The organism is Tistlia consotensis USBA 355 (genome assembly GCF_900177295.1).
Classification (GTDB): Bacteria; Pseudomonadota; Alphaproteobacteria; order Kiloniellales; family DSM-21159; genus Tistlia; species Tistlia consotensis.
Window position 1 is genome coordinate 1 of the sequence record NZ_FWZX01000023.1, and the last position, 16,768, is coordinate 16,768.

15 protein-coding genes are annotated in these 16,768 nt (G+C 72.5%); 6 read left to right on the forward strand and 9 right to left on the reverse strand.

Annotated elements, in window-relative coordinates; all coding sequences use genetic code 11:
• The 4 genes from B9O00_RS22230 to B9O00_RS22245 form a co-directional block, all read right to left on the reverse strand.
• A partial coding sequence (locus tag B9O00_RS22230) for an AraC family transcriptional regulator (protein WP_085124940.1) occupies positions 1-578 on the reverse strand: 578 nt, incomplete at its 3' end.
• 131 nt (positions 579-709) lie between these two features.
• Positions 710-1,456: an ABC transporter ATP-binding protein gene (locus B9O00_RS22235; RefSeq protein WP_085125052.1), complete on the reverse strand. Its 747-nt coding sequence runs from the start codon at positions 1,454-1,456 to the stop codon at positions 710-712.
• Positions 1,453-2,211 carry an ABC transporter permease gene (locus B9O00_RS22240; protein ID WP_322111214.1) on the reverse strand — a complete coding sequence of 253 codons (759 nt, stop codon included), beginning with the start codon at positions 2,209-2,211 and terminating at the stop codon, positions 1,453-1,455. The genes B9O00_RS22235 and B9O00_RS22240 overlap by 4 nt, the downstream gene beginning before the upstream one ends.
• Before the next feature lie 11 nt (positions 2,212-2,222).
• Positions 2,223-3,206 carry an ABC transporter substrate-binding protein gene (locus B9O00_RS22245; protein ID WP_085124942.1) on the reverse strand — a complete coding sequence of 328 codons (984 nt, stop codon included), beginning with the start codon at positions 3,204-3,206 and terminating at the stop codon, positions 2,223-2,225.
• Positions 3,207-3,430: 224 nt separating this feature from the next.
• On the opposite strand from B9O00_RS22245, the gene B9O00_RS22250 reads away from it, so the two are divergent.
• From B9O00_RS22250 to B9O00_RS22270, 5 genes are all read left to right on the forward strand, one after another.
• Positions 3,431-4,720: an ABC transporter substrate-binding protein gene (locus B9O00_RS22250; protein WP_085124943.1), complete on the forward strand. Its 1,290-nt coding sequence runs from the start codon at positions 3,431-3,433 to the stop codon at positions 4,718-4,720.
• A 77-nt stretch (positions 4,721-4,797) separates the two neighbouring features.
• Positions 4,798-5,769, forward strand: coding sequence for a YVTN family beta-propeller repeat protein (locus B9O00_RS22255; RefSeq protein WP_085124944.1), 972 nt, complete (start codon positions 4,798-4,800; stop codon positions 5,767-5,769).
• Between the two features lie 22 nt (positions 5,770-5,791).
• Complete coding sequence (locus tag B9O00_RS22260; protein WP_085124945.1) at positions 5,792-6,607, forward strand: ABC transporter ATP-binding protein; 816 nt, start codon at positions 5,792-5,794, stop codon at positions 6,605-6,607.
• Positions 6,604-7,443 carry an ABC transporter permease gene (locus tag B9O00_RS22265; protein ID WP_085124946.1) on the forward strand — a complete coding sequence of 280 codons (840 nt, stop codon included), beginning with the start codon at positions 6,604-6,606 and terminating at the stop codon, positions 7,441-7,443. Before B9O00_RS22260 ends, B9O00_RS22265 begins: the two co-directional genes overlap by 4 nt.
• 20 nt (positions 7,444-7,463) lie before the next feature.
• Positions 7,464-8,099 (forward strand): hypothetical protein, encoded by a 636-nt coding sequence (locus B9O00_RS22270; protein ID WP_085124947.1) that lies wholly within the window; start codon positions 7,464-7,466, stop codon positions 8,097-8,099.
• Positions 8,100-8,114: 15 nt separating this feature from the next.
• On the opposite strand, the gene B9O00_RS22275 is transcribed toward B9O00_RS22270, so the two are convergent.
• From B9O00_RS22275 to B9O00_RS22295, 5 genes are all read right to left on the reverse strand, one after another.
• Positions 8,115-8,993 (reverse strand): lysozyme inhibitor LprI family protein, encoded by an 879-nt coding sequence (locus B9O00_RS22275; RefSeq protein ID WP_159460293.1) that lies wholly within the window; start codon positions 8,991-8,993, stop codon positions 8,115-8,117.
• Positions 8,994-9,382: 389 nt separating this feature from the next.
• Entirely contained in the window at positions 9,383-10,510 is a 1,128-nt protein-coding gene (locus B9O00_RS22280; protein ID WP_085124949.1) for a helix-turn-helix transcriptional regulator, read from the reverse strand.
• Between the two features lie 88 nt (positions 10,511-10,598).
• Positions 10,599-11,726, reverse strand: a complete 1,128-nt coding sequence (locus B9O00_RS22285) for an ABC transporter permease (RefSeq protein WP_085124950.1) — start codon at positions 11,724-11,726, stop codon at positions 10,599-10,601.
• Positions 11,727-11,731: 5 nt separating this feature from the next.
• On the reverse strand, positions 11,732-14,503 hold the full coding sequence (gene rbbA, locus B9O00_RS22290; protein WP_085124951.1) for a ribosome-associated ATPase/putative transporter RbbA: 2,772 nt from the start codon (positions 14,501-14,503) through the stop codon (positions 11,732-11,734).
• Complete coding sequence (locus tag B9O00_RS22295; protein WP_085124952.1) at positions 14,490-15,482, reverse strand: HlyD family secretion protein; 993 nt, start codon at positions 15,480-15,482, stop codon at positions 14,490-14,492. The genes rbbA and B9O00_RS22295 overlap by 14 nt, the downstream gene beginning before the upstream one ends.
• Before the next feature lie 396 nt (positions 15,483-15,878).
• Here B9O00_RS22295 and B9O00_RS22300 point away from each other — a divergent pair, with 396 nt between their 5' ends.
• The gene (locus B9O00_RS22300; RefSeq protein WP_085124953.1) at positions 15,879-16,637 is read left to right on the forward strand and encodes a response regulator transcription factor; all 759 of its coding nucleotides are present in this window, start codon (positions 15,879-15,881) and stop codon (positions 16,635-16,637) included.
• Positions 16,638-16,768: the final 131 nt, after the last annotated feature.

Below are 16,768 nucleotides of genomic sequence, written 5' to 3' on the forward strand. Positions count from 1 at the left end.
CCGACGTCGGGGGCGGCGCAGGGGTCCTTCTGCATCAGCCGGATGGCGCGGCGCACCCGCCAGTCGACGCCGCCGGCCAGCGCCGCCTCGCGCAGGCTGACGCTGCGCCAGGGCGAGAAGCGCTCGATGACGGCGATCATCAGCTCGCCGAGCAGCCGCTCGTGCTCGGTCTTGGCGAGCGGCGCGTGGACCATTGCCGCCGAGAGGTCCATGGCGAGCGCCCGGATGCGCGGCGAGATCTCGCCGCAGGAGCGCTCGAAGAAGCCGCCGCCGCTGCTCGCCGCCCAGTTCGGCCGGAACTCGCCCAGCCAGTCCGGCTCGATGTAGAGCGCCAGGATCACCGTGCGGGCGCGCGCCGGATCGTGGACGTAGGCGTGCGGCTCCCAGGCGTTGACGCAGACCGCGAGCGCGTCGGTCAGCGGCGCCACCGACTCGCCGACCAGGAACTGGGTGTCGTCGCCCTCGACCTTGATCAGCAGGTGGCAGTGGTGGTGGGCGTGGCGGACCAGGCTCCGGTCCATGTCGAGCAGCGCGACCCGCCCGAAGGCCCCGTGCGCAATCCGCAGCGCGTCTGACATATCACTCCTCCCTGGGTGGAAGAGTGGCCTTGCCGGTCGGGGGCGACAAGGCTCTTTTGCGCAAGCCTCTCGTGCCGGCCGACCCGACGTTGCGGCCGGGCCGAGCGGCTACCCGCAACGCGCGGCCGGGCTCAGAGCCCCCGGAAGTCGCCGGGGCGCTCGTCGATCAGGCGGCGGCGGAAGGCCTCGACCGCGGCCTCGTCGCGCGCGTCGCGCGGGATCGCGACCGGGATGTCGGCGACGACGCGGCCCGGCGGCGGCGAGAACAGCAGGATGCGGTCGCCGAGCTGGATCGCCTCGCGCAGGTCGTGGGTCACGAACAGCACGGTGGTCGGCCGGCGCTGCCAGATCTCCAGCAGCAGGCGGCGCAGCTGCTGCGCGGTCGGCGCGTCGAGCGAGACGAAGGGCTCGTCCATCAGCAGCAGGTCGGGCTCGACCGCGAAGGCGCGGACCAGGGCGACCCGCCGGGTCATGCCCAGCGACAGGCGCTGGGGATAGGCCTCGGCGAAGCCGGCGAGGCCGGCGGCGGCGAGCAGTTCCTCGACCAGGCCCGCGCCGTGCCGTGCCGGATCCATCGCCAGCTCGACGTTCCGGCGCACCGTGCGCCAGGGCAGCAGGCGCGGCTCCTGGAACACGTAGCCGATCGCCGGCGGGCGGTCGTCGGCGGAGCGCGGCAGGCTGAGCGAGCCTTCGAAGCGCTCGTCCAGGCCGGCGACGATGTTGAGCAGGGTGGACTTGCCGCAGCCCGACGGGCCGAGCAGGCAGACCAGCTCGCCGTGGCGGACGGTCAGGGCGAGATCGCGCAGCGCGACGTGGGCCGGCGCCTCGGCGACCGCGTCGTAGCGCTTGAGCGCGACCCGGACCGCGAGATCGCTCATCGCCGCCACCGGTTGACCCGGCGCTCGAGCGGCTGCAGCAGGCCGAGCTCGATGGCCTGCACCACGGCGACGAAGGCGACGGTGTAGGCCAGGATCGCGGCGACGTCGAACAGCTGGAAGTAGAGGTTGAGCTCGAAGCCGACGCCGCTGCTGCGGCCGAGCAGCTCGACGACCAGCACGATCTTCCAGATCAGCGACAGGCCGGTGCGCGCCGCCGTCATCAGGAAGGGGGCGAGCTGGGGCAGCACGACGTGGCGCAGGGTCTTCCAGGGACCGAAACGGAAGACCCTGGCCATCTCCAGGGTGCCGGGATCGAGGGCGCGCATGCCCTCGCGGGTCGTGACCACGACCAGCGGCACCTTGTTGAGGGTGACCGCCAGCACCGCCGCCGCCTCGCCGAGCCCGAACCAGACGTAGCAGAGGATGATCGTGACCAGGGCCGGCACGTTGAGGAACAGGATCAGCCAGGGATCGAAGAAGCGGTCGAGATCGCGCCAGCGGCCGAGCGCCAGGCCGATCGCGACGCCGAGGGTCAGGGCCAGGAAGAAGCTGGCGGCGACCCGGGCCAGGGTGACGGCCAGGTTGTAGGGCAGGGCGCCGCTCGCGGTCTGGGCGACCAGCACGGCGGCGACGGCGGCGGGCCCCGGCAGGTTGCGGCTGTCGAGCGCCATGGCCAGCAGCTGCCAGAGCAGCAGCAGCAGCAGCGTCGAGGCCAGCAGCGGCCAGGGGAAGCCCGGGCTGCGCCGGCGCCGCACGGCCGGGCGCGTCAGTTGCTGGAGCCTTGCCAGAACGTGCCCTCCGGAAGGTGCTCGGCGGTGCCGACCAGGGGCGGCCCGCCGATCCGGCGGAGCAGCTCGAAAAGGCGGGCCGCCTCGGCCTGCTCGGCCTTGCCCCAGGGTCCCGGGATGCCGGCGCGGAAGCCGTCGCGCAGGGCCCGGAAGACGGCATCGTCCTCGGCCTGCATCAGCGGCCGCAGGCGCTGCCATTCGGCATCGGAGCCGGCCATCAGCCGGCGTGCCGCCGCCGTCGCCTCGACGAAGCCCTCGATCCGGCCGGGATGCTCCTGCGCCCAGCGCTCGTCGAAGACATAGCCGACCAGCGGCAGGTCACGGGCGAAGCCGAGCGCCTGCAGGATGTCGGCGACCCCGAGCAGCCGCCGGTAGCCCCTGGCCTCCAGCCGTGCCGCGTAGGGCCAGAAGGTGACGACCGCGTCGAGCCGCCCGTCGATCAGCTGCTCGTTGAGCAGCGGCGGCGCCCCGAACACCGGCTCGGCGGCGGTCGCCAGGTCGAGGCCGTCCTGGCGGCGCGCCAGCGCCTGCAGCAGCAGCCAGCTCTTGTCGAGCGGGCCGCCGGCGACGCCGAGCTTCCGGCCGGCAAGGTCGGCGAGCGACGTCACCGGCGAGTCCGACGGCACCATGACCGCGCCGAGGGCCGTCGAATAGGGCAGGAAGCTGACGGCCATGCCGGCGGCCCGCTGGCGCGCCACCCAGACCCAGTCGGTGACCATCATGTCGACCGCGCCGGCCTGCAGCGAGACGCTGGTCGCGCTCTTGCCGGCGAGCGGCAGCATCTCGAGCGCGATGCCGTTGGCGCGGTCGAGGCCGTGGGCCTGGACCGTGTCGAGCTCCCAGTTGACCGTGCCGAACTTCAGGACCGCGACGCGCACACTCTCGTCGGCCTGCGCGCCCGCCGGCAGGCAGGACGCCAGGATCACCAGGCAGAGCAGCAGTCGGGCGACCTGTCCGCGCATCGCCTCCGAACTTTTCTGTAGGCCTTGCCAGCCTTGCTATTTCGACCAACGGTCGCACGGCGGCGGGCGGCCATCAAGCCCGCTGGCGTCGCAGCCTGGGGCGCGGCGCCCTTCCCGGCCTGCGCCGGCCCGTCGGATGACGGGGCGTCGCAGCCGCCTCGCCGATCTTGTCCGGGGCGCCGTTGCTTGGCAGGATACACGGAGAGGTAAGAAAAAGACGCCCGATGAAATTCGCCTTTTACGCACGTGTCGCCGCGCTGGCGGGCCGACCCGGCCACTCCGTCCGCCGCCTCGCCCGGCGTCGCGGAGCGCCGGCGCCGCTTGCCGCGGCTCTGGCGGTGCTGGTCGCCGCCTGGGCGGCATGGTCGCCCGAGGCGGCGCGCGCGGCCGAGCCGCTGGCGGTGCCGATCGTCTATCTGACCGTCGGCGAGAAGGAGCCGCCGCCGCTGTCGCTGGTCGAGCCGATCATCACCGACAAGGGCCTGGCCGGCGCCAGGCTCGGCATCGCCGACAACAACACGACCGGACGCTTCCTCAACCAGAGCTACGCCCTGACCGAGGTGATCGCGCCCGACGACAAGGCGCTGGCGGCCCGCGTCGTGGCGCTGCTCGCCGAGGGCAAGCGCTACTTCGTCGCCGACCTGCATGCCGACCAGCTGCTGGCGGTTGCCGACCTGCCCGGCGCCAAGGACGCGCTGTTCTTCAACATCCGCGCCCAGGACGACCGGCTGCGCACCGACGACTGCCGCTCCAACGTGCTGCAGGTCATGCCGAGCCGGGCCATGAAGGCCGACGCGCTCGCCCAGTACCTGATGAAGAAGCGCTGGAGCCACTGGTTCCTGGTCGACGGCCAGCAGCCCGACGACCTCGCCTTCGTCAAGGCCGTGCACCGGGCCGCCAAGCGCTTCGGTGCCGAGATCGTCGAGGAGCGTCCCTACAGCTACAAGCCCGAGGCCCGGCGCAGCGATACCGGCTACATGCAGATCCAGGGCCAGATGACCCAGCTGACCCAGGAGGTCGACGACTACGACGTCCTGGTCGTCTCGGACGAGAGCGACATCTTCGGCGAGTACCTGCCCTACCGGACCTGGGACCCGCGGCCGGTGGTCGGCACCCAGGGCCTGGTGCCGACGGCCTGGCATCGCAGCATGGAGCAGTGGGGCGGCACCCAGCTGCAGAACCGCTTCATCGCCTCGGCCGGCCACGTCATGGTCGAGCGCGACTACAACGGCTGGGTCGCGGTGCGCTCGGTCGGCGAGGCGGTGACGCGCACCGGCCAGGCCGACCCGGCCTCGGTGCACGCCTACCTGGTCGGCGACGAATTCCGCCTCGGCGCCTTCAAGGGCGAGGGGCTGACCTACCGGCGCTGGAACCAGCAGCTGCGCCAGCCGATCCTGCTGTCCTCGGCGCGCATGCTGGTCTCGGTCTCGCCGCAGGACGGCTACCTGCACCAGCGCACGCCGCTCGACACCCTGGGCTACGACGAGCCGGAGTCGCGCTGCCGGCTGAACTGACGGCGCCCGCCCGGCGCCCGCGAGAGAGAACGACAACAAGGGGGCCGGACAGGCTCCCGCGCAAGGGAGGACGGACGATGTTGCAGCGGCTTCTGGCCGGCAGTCTCGGACTCTGCCTGTCGCTCGGCAGCGCCGGCGCCTTCGCCAGCACGATCTACGTCTCGAACGAGAAGGGCAACTCGATCACGGTGATCGACGGCGAGACCCTCAAGGTCACGGCGACCGTGCCGGTCGGCCAGCGGCCGCGCGGCATCACCCTCAGCCACGACCAGAAGCAGCTCTACATCTGCACCAGCGACGACAACCACATCGAGGTGCTCGACCTCGACAGCCTGAAGGTCGTCGGCACCCTGCCGAGCGGGCCGGACCCGGAGCTCTTCGTGCTGGCGCCCTCCGGCAACCCGCTCTACGTCGCCAACGAGAACGACAACCTGGTCACGGTGGTCGACGTGCACACGGGGTCGGTCCGGGCCGAGGTGCCGGTCGGCGTCGAGCCGGAAGGCATGGGCATCAGCCCCGACGGCAAGGTGCTGGTCAACACCTCCGAGACCACCTCGATGGCCCACTTCATCGACACCCAGACGCACCAGATCATGGCCAACGTGCTGGTCGACGCGCGCCCGCGCTTCGCCGAGTTCACCAGCGACGGCAAGCAGGTCTGGGTCTCCGCCGAGGTCGGCGGCACGGTCTCGGTGATCGACGCCGCGGCCCGCAAGATCGTCCACAAGATCACCTTCGCCGTGCCGGGCATCCGGCCCGAGGCGCTGCAGCCGGTCGGCATCAGCATCACCAAGGACCGCAAGCTTGCCTTCGTGGCGCTCGGCCCGGCCAACCGGGTCGCGGTGATCGACGCCCAGACCTTCGAGGTCTTGAAGTACCTGCTGGTCGGCCAGCGCGTCTGGCATCTCGCCTTCGGACCCGGCGAGAAGGTCATCTATTCGACCAACGGCGTGTCCAACGACATCTCGGTGATCGACGTCGCCGAGCAGCGCGTGGTCAAGTCGGTGACGGTCGGCGCCCTGCCCTGGGGTGTCGCGGTGCGGGATTGAGGACGGCCATGGCCCGGCGGACATGAGCGACAGCGCGAGCCTCGGCGAGGCCGAGGGCGGCCTCGAGCCCGGGGCGGAGATCGCCCTGGAGGTCGCGGGCGTCAGCCATCGCTTCGGCCAGCGCGTTGCGCTCGACGGCGTCTCGTTCCGCCTGCGGCCCGGGGAGTTCACGGTGCTGCTCGGCCGGAACGGCGCCGGCAAGACCACGCTGTTCTCGCTGGTGACCCGGCTCTACGGCAATCAGAGCGGTGCGATCCGCGTGTTCGGCCGGGACCTGAAGCGCCGCCCCTCCGAGGCGCTCAGCCGGATCGGCGCGGTGTTCCAGCAGCGCACCCTCGACCTCGACCTGACGGTCGCCCAGAACCTGCTCTACCACGCCGCCCTGCACGGCATGCCGCGCCGTCTGGCGCGTGAGCGCATGGCGGCCGAGCTGGCGCGCATCGGCCTGGCCGAGCGGGCCGCCGACAGGGTCCGGCAGCTCTCCGGCGGCCAGCTGCGCCGGGTCGAGATCGCCCGCGCTCTGGTCCACCGGCCGCGCCTGCTGCTCTGCGACGAGGCGACGGTCGGCCTCGACATCGAGAGCCGCCGCACGATCCTGGAACACATGCGGGCCTTGGTGCGCGACGAGCGCCTCGCCCTGCTCTGGGCGACGCACCTGGTCGACGAGGTCGTGCCCGGCAACCGCGTCATCATCCTGCACCGCGGCAAGGTGCTGGCCGACGGCGAGCTGACGATCCTGCTGGAGACCTCGGGCCAGCCGGACATCGGCGCGCTGTTCACCGCCCTGACCCGGTCGTCCGGGGCCGCGCCGGGCCCCGGCGGGGCGGCGCCGCGATGAGCGGCCGGCCGACCCCGGCCCAGTACCTGCGCTGCCTCGACGGCATCGTCGGGCGCGAGGCGCTGCGCTTCCTGCACCAGCGCGAGCGCTTCGTCGCGGCCCTGGTGCGCCCGCTGGTCTGGCTGTTCATCTTCGCCGCCGGCTTCCGCTCGGTGCTCGGCGTCTCGATCATCCCGCCCTACGAGACCTACGTGCTCTATCAGGTCTACATCGTCCCGGGCCTGGTCGGCATGATCCAGCTGTTCAACGGCATGCAGTCCTCGCTGTCGATGGTCTACGACCGCGAGATGGGCTCGATGCGCACCCTGCTGCTGAGCCCCTTGCCGCGCTGGTACCTGCTGACCTGCAAGCTCCTGGCCGGGGTCGCCGTCTCGATCCTGCAGGTCGCGGTGTTCCTGGCGATCGCCTGGTTCTGGGACGTGCAGCCGCCCTGGTGGGGCTACCTTACGCTGCTGCCGGCGCTGCTGCTCTCGGGGCTGATGCTGGGGGCGCTCGGCCTGCTGCTCTCCTCCTTCATCAAGCAGCTGGAGAACTTCGCGGGGATCATGAACTTCGTGATCTTCCCGATGTTCTTCGCCTCCTCGGCGCTCTATCCGCTCTGGCGGATCCGCGAGACCAGCCCGCTGCTCTACCACATCTGCCAGTTCAACCCCTTCACCCATGCCGTCGAGCTGATCCGCTTCGCGCTCTACGGCCAGGTCAACTGGACCTCGCTCGCCGCCGTCGTCGGCTGCACGCTCGTCTTCCTGGCGCTGGCGATCTACGGCTACGACCCGGCGCGCGGCCTGATCGCCCGCCGCGGGGGTCCCGGGGGCGGCGGCGGACCCGGCGGCTGAGACCAGATGAGGAGGCGTCCATGATCGACCCCAGGCCCGTCCCGACACGCATCCGGTCGAGCCTCGCGCTCGCCGCCAGCCTCGTCCTGCTGCTCGCGGCGCCGGTCCGCGCGGAGGAGGCGCAGGACGCCGACTGGCCCTGCGCGCAGCGTCTGGTCCCGGAGCTCTCGGCGGCCACGGTCTGGGCCGGACCGCCGCTCGACGACGCGCTCGCGACCTGGCAGGACGACGAGGAGGTCGTGCGGCTGGTCGGCGAGGCGAGCGCGCGCAGCGTGCCGCTGGACCAGGCCAGGCAGAAGATCGCGGCCTTCGCCGACGGCCTGACCGCCGACCGCGACGCGCGCCTGACGCGGCTCTTCGCCGGGCTGCTGCAGACGATCAACAGCGAGCGCAGCTCGATCATCGCCGGCATCGGCCGCTACACCCGCAAGCAGCGGGCCCTGGCCGCGCGCATCGAGCAGACCGGCAGCGAGCTCGACAAGCCCGCCGATCAGTCCGACCAGAAGACGCGCAGCCAGCTGCAGCAGCGGCAGGAGTGGGACATCCGCATCTACCAGGACCGCGAGCACTCGACGAAGTATCTCTGCCAGCAGCCGGTCGATCTCGAGCAGCGCCTGTTCCAGCTCGCCCGCGTCATCCAGGAAAAGCTGCAGTAGAGACCCCGGGTCCCGCTAGCGCTCCTCGGGCGGCCAGACGATCGGCTCGGTGCGGTCGGCGACGACGCGCAGCCGGCCCTTCTCGAGCGCCCAGTCGAGCCGCTCGTCGCCGGTAACCTGGAGCTGGACGGCCGAGCCGAAGGCCTGGGGATCGAGCAGCCGAAGCTGGCGGCCCTGGGCGCGCAGGTGACAGACGGCCAGGACGAAGGGCCGGCTCGGCATCGCGCTCTGCTGCAGCACGAAGATGCCGTCCTTCTCGCAGTCGCCGCCGTGGCCGCTGCAGAAGGCGCAGGCCGACAGGTCGAGCTCGGCGACGGTCTTGGCGCGCCCGTCGTCGGGATAGCGGCGCACCGCCAGGCTGGTCGCCCTGCGTTTGCCCTGGATCCGCCAGGCATAGTCGCTGCCCGGGATGCGGCGCAGCGTCTCGTCCGGCACGCCCGGCTTGCTGGCCGCGGCCGAGAGCTGCAGCTCCGGGCAGCGCGGCTGTGCGCGCTCGGCCTGGATCGCCAGGGCCGCCGCGCGCTGCCGTGCCAGCAGCAGGCGGCACAGGCTGGCGCTGGCCATCGAGGCGCCGTCGCCCGGCGAGCGCTCGATCAGATTGCACTGCATGGTCCGGTAGGACAGCCAGTCGTTCTGCGCCTTGCGGACCGCCGCGGCGTCGGCGCCGACGCAGAAGCGCCCGGCTTCGCGCTCGACCAGGGCCTCGACGTCCTGGTCGACCATCTCGCGGATCGCGTCGAGGCAGGCCGCCTGGACCCGGTAGCTGCCGCGGCTGCAGGTTGCCCGGTCGTTCTCGATCGAGCCGGCCCGCGCCGGCAGGCAGGCCAGGATGACAGCCGACAGCAGCGCCAGGAGGGCGCCCGGCAGCAGGCGTCCGGGCCTCGTCCTAGTCACCGACGGCCATCCTCGGGCGCTCCACAGACCCTCCCATTCCCCATCGGGGGGATGCCGGCCGCGGGCCGCTGCCATCTCATGGCGCGGATCGGGGCTGGCCCCCTCTTGCCGACCGCTCGTGCGCGAAGAGTGGATGTAAATGCGACGTAAATCAATCTATCGGGGATCGTTCTTCCCGGGCGCCAGATCAACCAGGTGGGGCGGCTGATGCGGTGGCGCTCCGGTGCCAGGCGGCTTTCCGCCTTGCTGCTCGCCTTCGCCTCGGTGCCCCTGCCGCCGCAGGACGGTCTGGCGGCCTGTCCGGGTGGCTGGCCGGCCGCGGGCCAGGTGCCGCGGCCCCGCGATCCGAGCAGCAGGCCCGCCCGGGCCCGGCCTTCGCGACGGTGACTCTAGCGCTCGCGCAGGAAGCAGAAGCGCTCGACCAGGCGCAGCAACTGCTTCTGGCTGCGGCAGCCGGCCTTGGCCAGCAGGGCCTTGAGCTGCTTGCGCGCCGTGTCGAGGCTGATGCCCCGGCGCCCGGCGTAGGCGGCCAGCGCCTCGCCCGAGACGACGCTGTCCAGCACCCGCAGCTCCGCCTGGGTCACGCCGAACAGCGCGGCGAAGCGGGCCAGTTCGGTCTCCGAAGGGGCGGCTTCGCGAGCCAGCGGCACGATCGAGACCAGCAGGACGCCGTCTGGCCGCGGTCCGGCATCCAGGGCCTCGGCGGGCACCGCCAGGAAGCGCAGCCCGTACTGCCGGTCGCCGGCGCCGTCGAGCAGCAGCACCGAGCCCGGCTCCGCGGCCGGCGGCATGCCGCCGGCCAGCGCGCGGAGCTGGCGCTCGAGCAGCGTCCTGGCCGTGCCGCGGCCGAAGCCGAGGCCGCGCCGCGACAGCCGGATCAGGCCCTCGGCGGCCAGGGCCTCGGCGGTCCGGTTCGCGAACAGCAGGCGGCCCTGCGGGTCGAGGGCGACGAGGGCGGTGCCCTTCGCCGACCAGAGGTCGCCGAGCGCCTTGCGCTGGACCTCCAGGCCGGCCAGCGCCAGCGCGGTGCGCAGCGCCTGGCGCAGATGCGGCAGCAGGGCCGCGAGCAGCCTTACCCGGTCCTCCTCGAAGGGGACCTCCTCGCGCCGGCCGACGCCGAACCAGCCGAGCTGGCCCTCGACGCCGATGTTGGCGCCGGTGATCTCGAACAGGCGGTGGACGCGCTGATAGTCGTGGTAGAGCGGGCTGGCGTTCCGCTCTTCGTCGGTCCAGATCGTGCGCTCGCGCAGCAGCCGGCCGGTCGGGCTGCGGGCCAGTCTCGGCACCCGGATGTCGTGCGGGAAGTAGCGCTCGACGTACTCCCGCTGCGCCGCCGGATCCGTGCCTTCCATCAGCCCGAGGATCTCGCGGCCGCTCGCCGGGTCGACCAGCATCAGCTGCGCGCTGTCGGCATCGAGACGCACCGAGACGCGCCGCAGCAGGGCCGGCCAGAGCGCCGGCTCCAGCGCCGCCTCGTGGATCCGCTCCACGGTCTCGAGCAGCCAGTCGTCGGTCATCGGCGGAGGCGGAGGTCGCGCGGCATCATGCCGTCCCGGTATCCGATCGGCGACCTGCGGTAAAGTGCCGCGGACCGTCGGCGGCGCCTCAGCCCTGCGTCGCCAGCATGCGCTTGAAGCGCAGCAGGGCGACGGCCAGGCAGAGCGCGCCGAGGCCGGCGATGGCGAGCAGCTGCGGCCAGATCACCGAGACGCCCGCGCCGCGGTAGAGGATCGCCTGGGACAGCGCGACGAAGTGCACCGAGGGCGAGGCCTGCATGACGAGCTGCAGCGGCAGCGGCATCGATTCCATCGGCGTCGTGCTGCCCGACAGCAGGTTCATGATCACGAAGACCGGGATCGCCAGCAGGCCGAACTGCGGCATCGAGCGGGCGATCGTCGCCAGCATGATGCCGAGCGAGGTGACGGCGAAGAGGTAGAGCGCCGTGCTGGCCAGGAACAGGGCGAGCGAGCCCTGGATCGGCACGCCGAGCACGCCCTCGACGACCAGCAGCAGGGACAGGGCCGTGGCGACCAGGACGACGAGGCCGTTCGCCCAGATCTTGGCGAGGGCGATCTCGGCGGGCCGCAGCGGCATGACCAGCAGGTGTTCGATCGTGCCGTGCTCGCGCTCGCGGATCACCGCCGCACCGACCAGCATGATGGCCAGGATGGTGATCGAGTTGATCACCTGCATGATCGAGCTGAACCAGGCCGACTGCAGGTTCGGGTTGAAGGCGGCGCGGATCACCACGGCGATCGGCGAGCCGCTGGACAGGCCGCGGCTCTCCAGGAAGTCGGTGGTCTCGCGCTCGACGATCTGCTGGATGTAGCCGGTGCCGATGCCGGCCTGGCTGACCGCGGTGGCGTCGACGAGCAGCTGCACCTCGACTTCCCGGCCTTCCAGCAGGTCGCTCTCCATGGCCGGTGGGAAGTCGAGCACGAAGGTCGCCTCGCCGCCGTCGAGGGCCTGCTCGGCCGCCTCGCGATTGAGCTGCCGCGGCGCCTTGAAGTAGGGCGGCAGCAGGGCCGCGGCGATGCGCCGCGACAGCTCCGAATGGTCGGAATCGACGATCGCCACCGAGGCGTTGTGGACCTCGGTATTGGCGCCCTGGGAGACGCTGTAGACGGCGAGGGAGAAGGCGTAGACGACCAGGAGCAGCATGACCGGGTCGTAGCGCAGGCTGGCCAGCTCCTTGAGGCCCAGTCGATAGACGTTGGCGAGGGCGCGCAGCACGGCTGTCAGCGCTCCTGCTTTCTCAGCAGCAGGCGCGCGGCCAGCAGGAAGACGAGGGCGAAGCCGGCCAGGGCCAGGTACTCGCTGCCCAGGTCGGCGAAGCCGAGGCCCTTCGAGAAGGTGCCGTTGCTGATCGTCTTGAACCAGCTCGCCGGGAACAGGATGCCGAGCCAGCGCGCCGAGCCCTCCAGCGAGGCCGTCGGATAGAGCAGGCCGGAGAAGTTGACCGCCGGGACCACTGTCAGGATCGAGCTGGCGAAGATCGCCGCGACCTGGCTGGAGACCAGGGTCGAGACCAGCAGTCCGAAGCCGGTCGCCGCCCAGACGTAGAGCAGGGCGCCGACGACCAGGGCGCCGAGGCCGCCGGTCAGCGGCACGCCGAGCACGAACAGGCTGCAGGCGAGCAGCAGCGCGAAGGCGATCATGCTGACCGCGACGTAGGGCAGCTGCTTGCCGAGCAGGAACTCGCCGACCGTCGCCGGCGCGGCGTAGAGGTTCATGATCGAGCCGATCTCCTTCTCGCGCACCACGCCGAGCGCGGTCAGCATCGCCGGGATCAGCACCAGCAGCAGCATGATCGTGCCGGGAGTCATGGCGATCAGCGAGCGGAACTCCTGATTGTAGCGGAAGCGCGGTTCGACGCTGAGCGATGGTGTCGCTTTGCCGGGCGTCGTGCGCTCGCGCGCCTGCTGCTCGATCTCGGTGGTCAGCAGGCCCTGGATGTAGCCGCGCGCGGTCTCGGCGCGGAACGGCATCGAGCCGTCGAGCCAGATGCTGACCTCCGGCTGGCGGCCCTCCAGCAGGTCGCGCCCGAAGCCCGGCGGGATGCCGACGACGGCACGCAGCTCGCCCGAGCGCAGCCGTCGGTCGATCTCGAACTCGTCGGCGACCGGCGGCCGCCGGTCGAAGTAGCGCGAGCCGTCGAAGGCCTCGAGCAGCCGGCGGCTCTCGACCGACTGGTCGCGGTCGAAGGGCGCCCAGGTCAGGTGCTCGACGTCGAAGGAGATGCCATAGGCGAAGGCGAACAGCAGGATCAGCGGGCCGAGCAGGGCGAAGGCCAGGCGGATCGGGTCGCGCAGCACCTCCAGGCTCTCGCGCCAGGCGAAGGCCCAGATCCGGCCCAGGGCCGCCGCCACCGGGCCCGGCGCCGGCAGCGCCACCGCTGCGGCGGTTGCCGCGACCGTCCGGCCCGGCGCCGGGGCCTTGCCGTCCTCTCCCGCGGCGTCTTTCCGGGCCGCCGCCTCCAGGTAGGCGACGAAGGCCTCCTCCAGGCTGCCGCCGCCGTGCGTCTCGGCCAGCGTCTGCGGCCGGTCGACGGCCAGCACCCGGCCGCGGTGCATCAGCGAGATGCGGTCGCAGCGCTCGGCCTCGTTCATGAAGTGGGTCGAGACGAAGACCGTGACGCCGTCGTCGCGCGACAGCCGGCCGAGGATCCGCCAGAACAGGTCGCGCGCCGCCGGGTCGACGCCCGAGGTCGGCTCGTCGAGGATCAGGACCTCGGGCCTGTGCAGGCAGGCCGCGGCGAGCTGCAGGCGCTGGCGCTGGCCGAGCGGCAGGCGGCCGGGCAGGGCGTCGGCGACGCCGCCGAGGTCGAACTGCTCCAGCGCCTCGGCGACGCGCCCCGCGACCTCGGCCTCGGGCACCCGGTAGAGCCGGGCGTGCAGGGCCAGGTTGGCGCCGACCGACAGCTCCTCGTAGAGCGAGAAGGACTGGCTGACGTAGCCGACCTTGAGACGCGTCTCCAGGCTCTGGCCGTCGACCGGCTTGCCGAGCAGCCGGGCGCTGCCGGCGCTGGCCGGCAGCAGGCCGGTCAGCATCTTCATGGTCGTGGTCTTGCCGCAGCCGTTCGAGCCGAGGAAGCCGAAGATCTCGCCGCGCTCGATCTGGAAGGAGACCGCGTCGACCGCGACGAAGTCGCCGAAGCGCCGGGTCAGCCCCTCGGCCTCGATGACCGGCGGGCCGTCGTACGGCCTGCGCGGCGCGATGGAGAAGCCTTCGTCCGTCTCGGCCGCTCCGTCCTGCAGCCGCCGGTAGGCCTCTTCGAGGCGGCCTGCGCCGGTCTGCGCCAGGATCGCCGCCAGCGGCCCCTCGGCGAGCAGCCGGCCCTCGCCGAGCGCGACCAGCCGGCCGAAGCGCTCGGCCTCCTCCATGTAGGCCGTGGCGACGACCAGGGTCATGGCCGGCCGCTCGGCCCGGATCGCGTCGATCAGCTGCCAGAACTGGCGCCGCGACAGCGGGTCGACGCCGGTCGTCGGCTCGTCGAGCACCAGCAGGTCGGGCTCGTGGATCAGCGCCGCGCAGAGCGCCAGCTTCTGCTTCATGCCGCCGGACAGCTTGCCGGCCGGCCGGTCGGGGAAGGGATCGAGGCCGGTCGCGGCGAGCAGGCGGTCGATGCGCTGCCGGCGTTCCGCGGCGCCCTGGCCGTAGAGCCGGCCGAAGAACGCCAGGTTCTCGGCGACCGACAGGGTCGGATAGAGGTTGCGGCCCAGGCCCTGGGGCATGAAGGCGACGCGCTGCGCGATCCGCCGGCGGTGCGTCGCCGAGGCCATCGAGCCGCCGAGCACCTCGAGCGTGCCCTGCTGCAGGCGCTTGGCGCCGGCGATCAGCGCCAGCAGGCTGGACTTGCCGACGCCGTCGGGCCCGACCACGGCGACCGCCTCGCCGGCGGCGATCTCCAGCTCCAGGCCGGCCAGCGCGACGTGGCCGCCGTAGCAATGGCCGAGGCCCTGAATCCGGACCGCGGGCAGCCGGACCGCGGGCCGGTCAGCTCCCGGCATCCGGCAGCCTCGGCGTCAGCCAGTCCGGCCAGGCGACCGACCGCTCCAGCCGCAGGTAGGCCTCGCCGGTCAGCCCGGCCTTGACGTAGTCGCGGTAGCGGCTCAGCAGCGCCGGGTCGATCTTCAGCTTGATGCGGAACATCAGCTTGGCGCGCTCGCTCTCGGTCTCGACGAACTTCGGCGTGAACTGGGCCTCGGCGGCGACGAAGGAGACCGTCGCCGGGACCACGTACTGAGGCGCGGCGTCGAGCACGATGCGCGCCTCGTCGCCCAGGCCCAGGCGCCCGGCCTGGGGATTGGGCAGGAAGATCGTCATGAAGACGTCGGTGAGGTCGAGCAGGGTGACCAGCCGGCCGCCCGCGGCGACCACCTCGCCGGGCTGCGCCAGCTTGTACTCGACGCGGCCGGCGACCGGCGCGGTCAGGGTCATGTCGGCGAGCACCGCCTCGATGCGCGTGACCTCGGCCCGCGCCGCGGCCAGCGTCGCCTCGGCGTCGGCCGAGGCGGCGTGGGCGCCGTCCAGGCTGGCGCGGGCGGCGTCGCGCTGGGCGGTCTTCTGGTCGACCGAGGCCTGGGAGGCGTTGTCGCGCCGGGCCAGGGCCGCGACCCGCTTCAGCTCGGCGTCGGCCAGGGTCAGGTCGGCCTGCTGCAGGGCGATCTGGGCCGCGGCCTGGGCGATCCCGGCCTCGGCCTTGCGCACCTGGGCCTTGGCGGCCGCCAGTTCGGCGGTCAGCTCGGCGGTGTCGAGCCGGGCCACCACGCTGCCCTTCTGGACGAAGTCGCCCTCCTCGACGTCGATCGCCGCGACGCGCCCGGCATACTTGGTCGCGACGTCGACGCGCTCGACCTCGACGCGGCCGTTGGCGCGCACCAGACCCTCGGGCAGCCGGCCGTTGGTGACCTGCTGCCAGTAGAACCAGCCGCCGCCGGCGAGGGCGGCGAGCAGGGCGGCACCGATGAGGAGCGGTGTGGCGCGCAAGGCCTCAGCCCCTCCGGCCGCGGCACCGGGCCGTCGCTGTCGCCGTCATCGTCTGCTTCCTCTCCGCGCTCGCCCGATCCGTCGCCAGGCCACAACGATGCTGCATCGCGGCATCGCCGTCCTTGAGCTAGCGCAAGCCGGGGTGCGGCGCCAGCTCCGGGGCCCGCCGCAATCTCCTCACCTCTCCACGAAACTCCAAACATCGGCCGGGGCCGGATCGCCTATGCTCGCCGGCGACGATGGGAGGGGAGCGGTCGGCCGGCGCGTCGTGTGCCGGCGGGGCCCGACGCGCGCCGTCAGCCTCCCGTCAGCTAGGGGCGGCAGGCTGCGTTCCCTGCCGGCGGGATCGCGGACGCGCGCGGCCCTGCGGGCGAAGACGGAGCAGGGCAGGGGTCGATGCACCGCATCCTACTGGTCGACGACGACGTCAATCTCGCGGAGATGATCCGCGAGTTTCTGGAGCTCGAGGGCTTCGCCGTCGAGGCGGTCCACGACGGGCAGGCCTGCCTGAGCCGCGATCTCGGCGGCATCGATCTCATCGTGCTCGACGTCATGCTGCCCAAGCTCTCCGGCTTCGAGGTGCTGCGGCGCCTGCGCCAGTCCCCGAACGTGCCGGCCGCGAACGTGCCGGTCATCATGCTGACCGCGCGCGGCGACGAGGTCGACCGCATCGTCGGGCTGGAGATCGGCGCCGACGACTACCTGCCGAAGCCGGTCAACCCGCGCGAGCTGGTCGCGCGGATCCGCGCCGTGCTGCGGCGGACCGAGGCGCGCGCGCCGGCGCCCGGCGGCGAGCTCAGGATCGGCGAGATCCGGCTCAACCCGGCCTCGCGCGCCGCCTGGGCAGACGAGCGCGAGCTGGAGCTGACCAGCGCCGAGTTCAACCTGCTGGAGCACCTGTTGCGCAACGCCGGCCGCATCGTCGCGCGCGAGGAGCTGTCGGCCGCCGCCTTCGGGCGCGACGCCTCGATTGGCGCCTACGACCGCAACGTCGACACCCTGGTCAGCAAGGTGCGGCGCAAGCTCGACCCGGGCAGCGATCTCGACCGGCGGATCAAGACCGTGCGCAACGTCGGCTATCTCTTCGCCCTGCCGACGCCCGAGCCGGGGGCGGCCGTCGCGGCCGCGGCCTCCTCCGCGCAGCAGCCGTCCTAGCGGCGGCGGGGGACGGGACCGATTCCGGGCCGCCGCACCCCGTCGTGGCGCAGCGCCGCGGTCCGCCGGGCCGGGCCGCCGCCGTCCGCCCGGATCGGGGGCGCCCGGATCGGGGGCGCCTGGGGCGGGCT

Bases quoted from the DNA above. Each gene is read 5' to 3' on its own strand.
- B9O00_RS22235 (WP_085125052.1), bottom strand. From the start codon at position 1,456: ATGAGCGATCTCGCGGTCCGGGTCGCGCTCAAGCGCTACGACGCGGTC.
- B9O00_RS22245 (WP_085124942.1), bottom strand. From the start codon at position 3,206: ATGCGCGGACAGGTCGCCCGACTGCTGCTCTGCCTGGTGATCCTGGCG.
- B9O00_RS22250 (WP_085124943.1), top strand. From the start codon at position 3,431: ATGAAATTCGCCTTTTACGCACGTGTCGCCGCGCTGGCGGGCCGACCC.
- B9O00_RS22255 (WP_085124944.1), top strand. From the start codon at position 4,798: ATGTTGCAGCGGCTTCTGGCCGGCAGTCTCGGACTCTGCCTGTCGCTC.
- B9O00_RS22260 (WP_085124945.1), top strand. From the start codon at position 5,792: ATGAGCGACAGCGCGAGCCTCGGCGAGGCCGAGGGCGGCCTCGAGCCC.
- B9O00_RS22265 (WP_085124946.1), top strand. From the start codon at position 6,604: ATGAGCGGCCGGCCGACCCCGGCCCAGTACCTGCGCTGCCTCGACGGC.
- B9O00_RS22270 (WP_085124947.1), top strand. From the start codon at position 7,464: ATGATCGACCCCAGGCCCGTCCCGACACGCATCCGGTCGAGCCTCGCG.
- B9O00_RS22280 (WP_085124949.1), bottom strand. From the start codon at position 10,510: ATGACCGACGACTGGCTGCTCGAGACCGTGGAGCGGATCCACGAGGCG.
- rbbA (WP_085124951.1), bottom strand. From the start codon at position 14,503: ATGCCGGGAGCTGACCGGCCCGCGGTCCGGCTGCCCGCGGTCCGGATT.
- B9O00_RS22300 (WP_085124953.1), top strand. From the start codon at position 15,879: ATGCACCGCATCCTACTGGTCGACGACGACGTCAATCTCGCGGAGATG.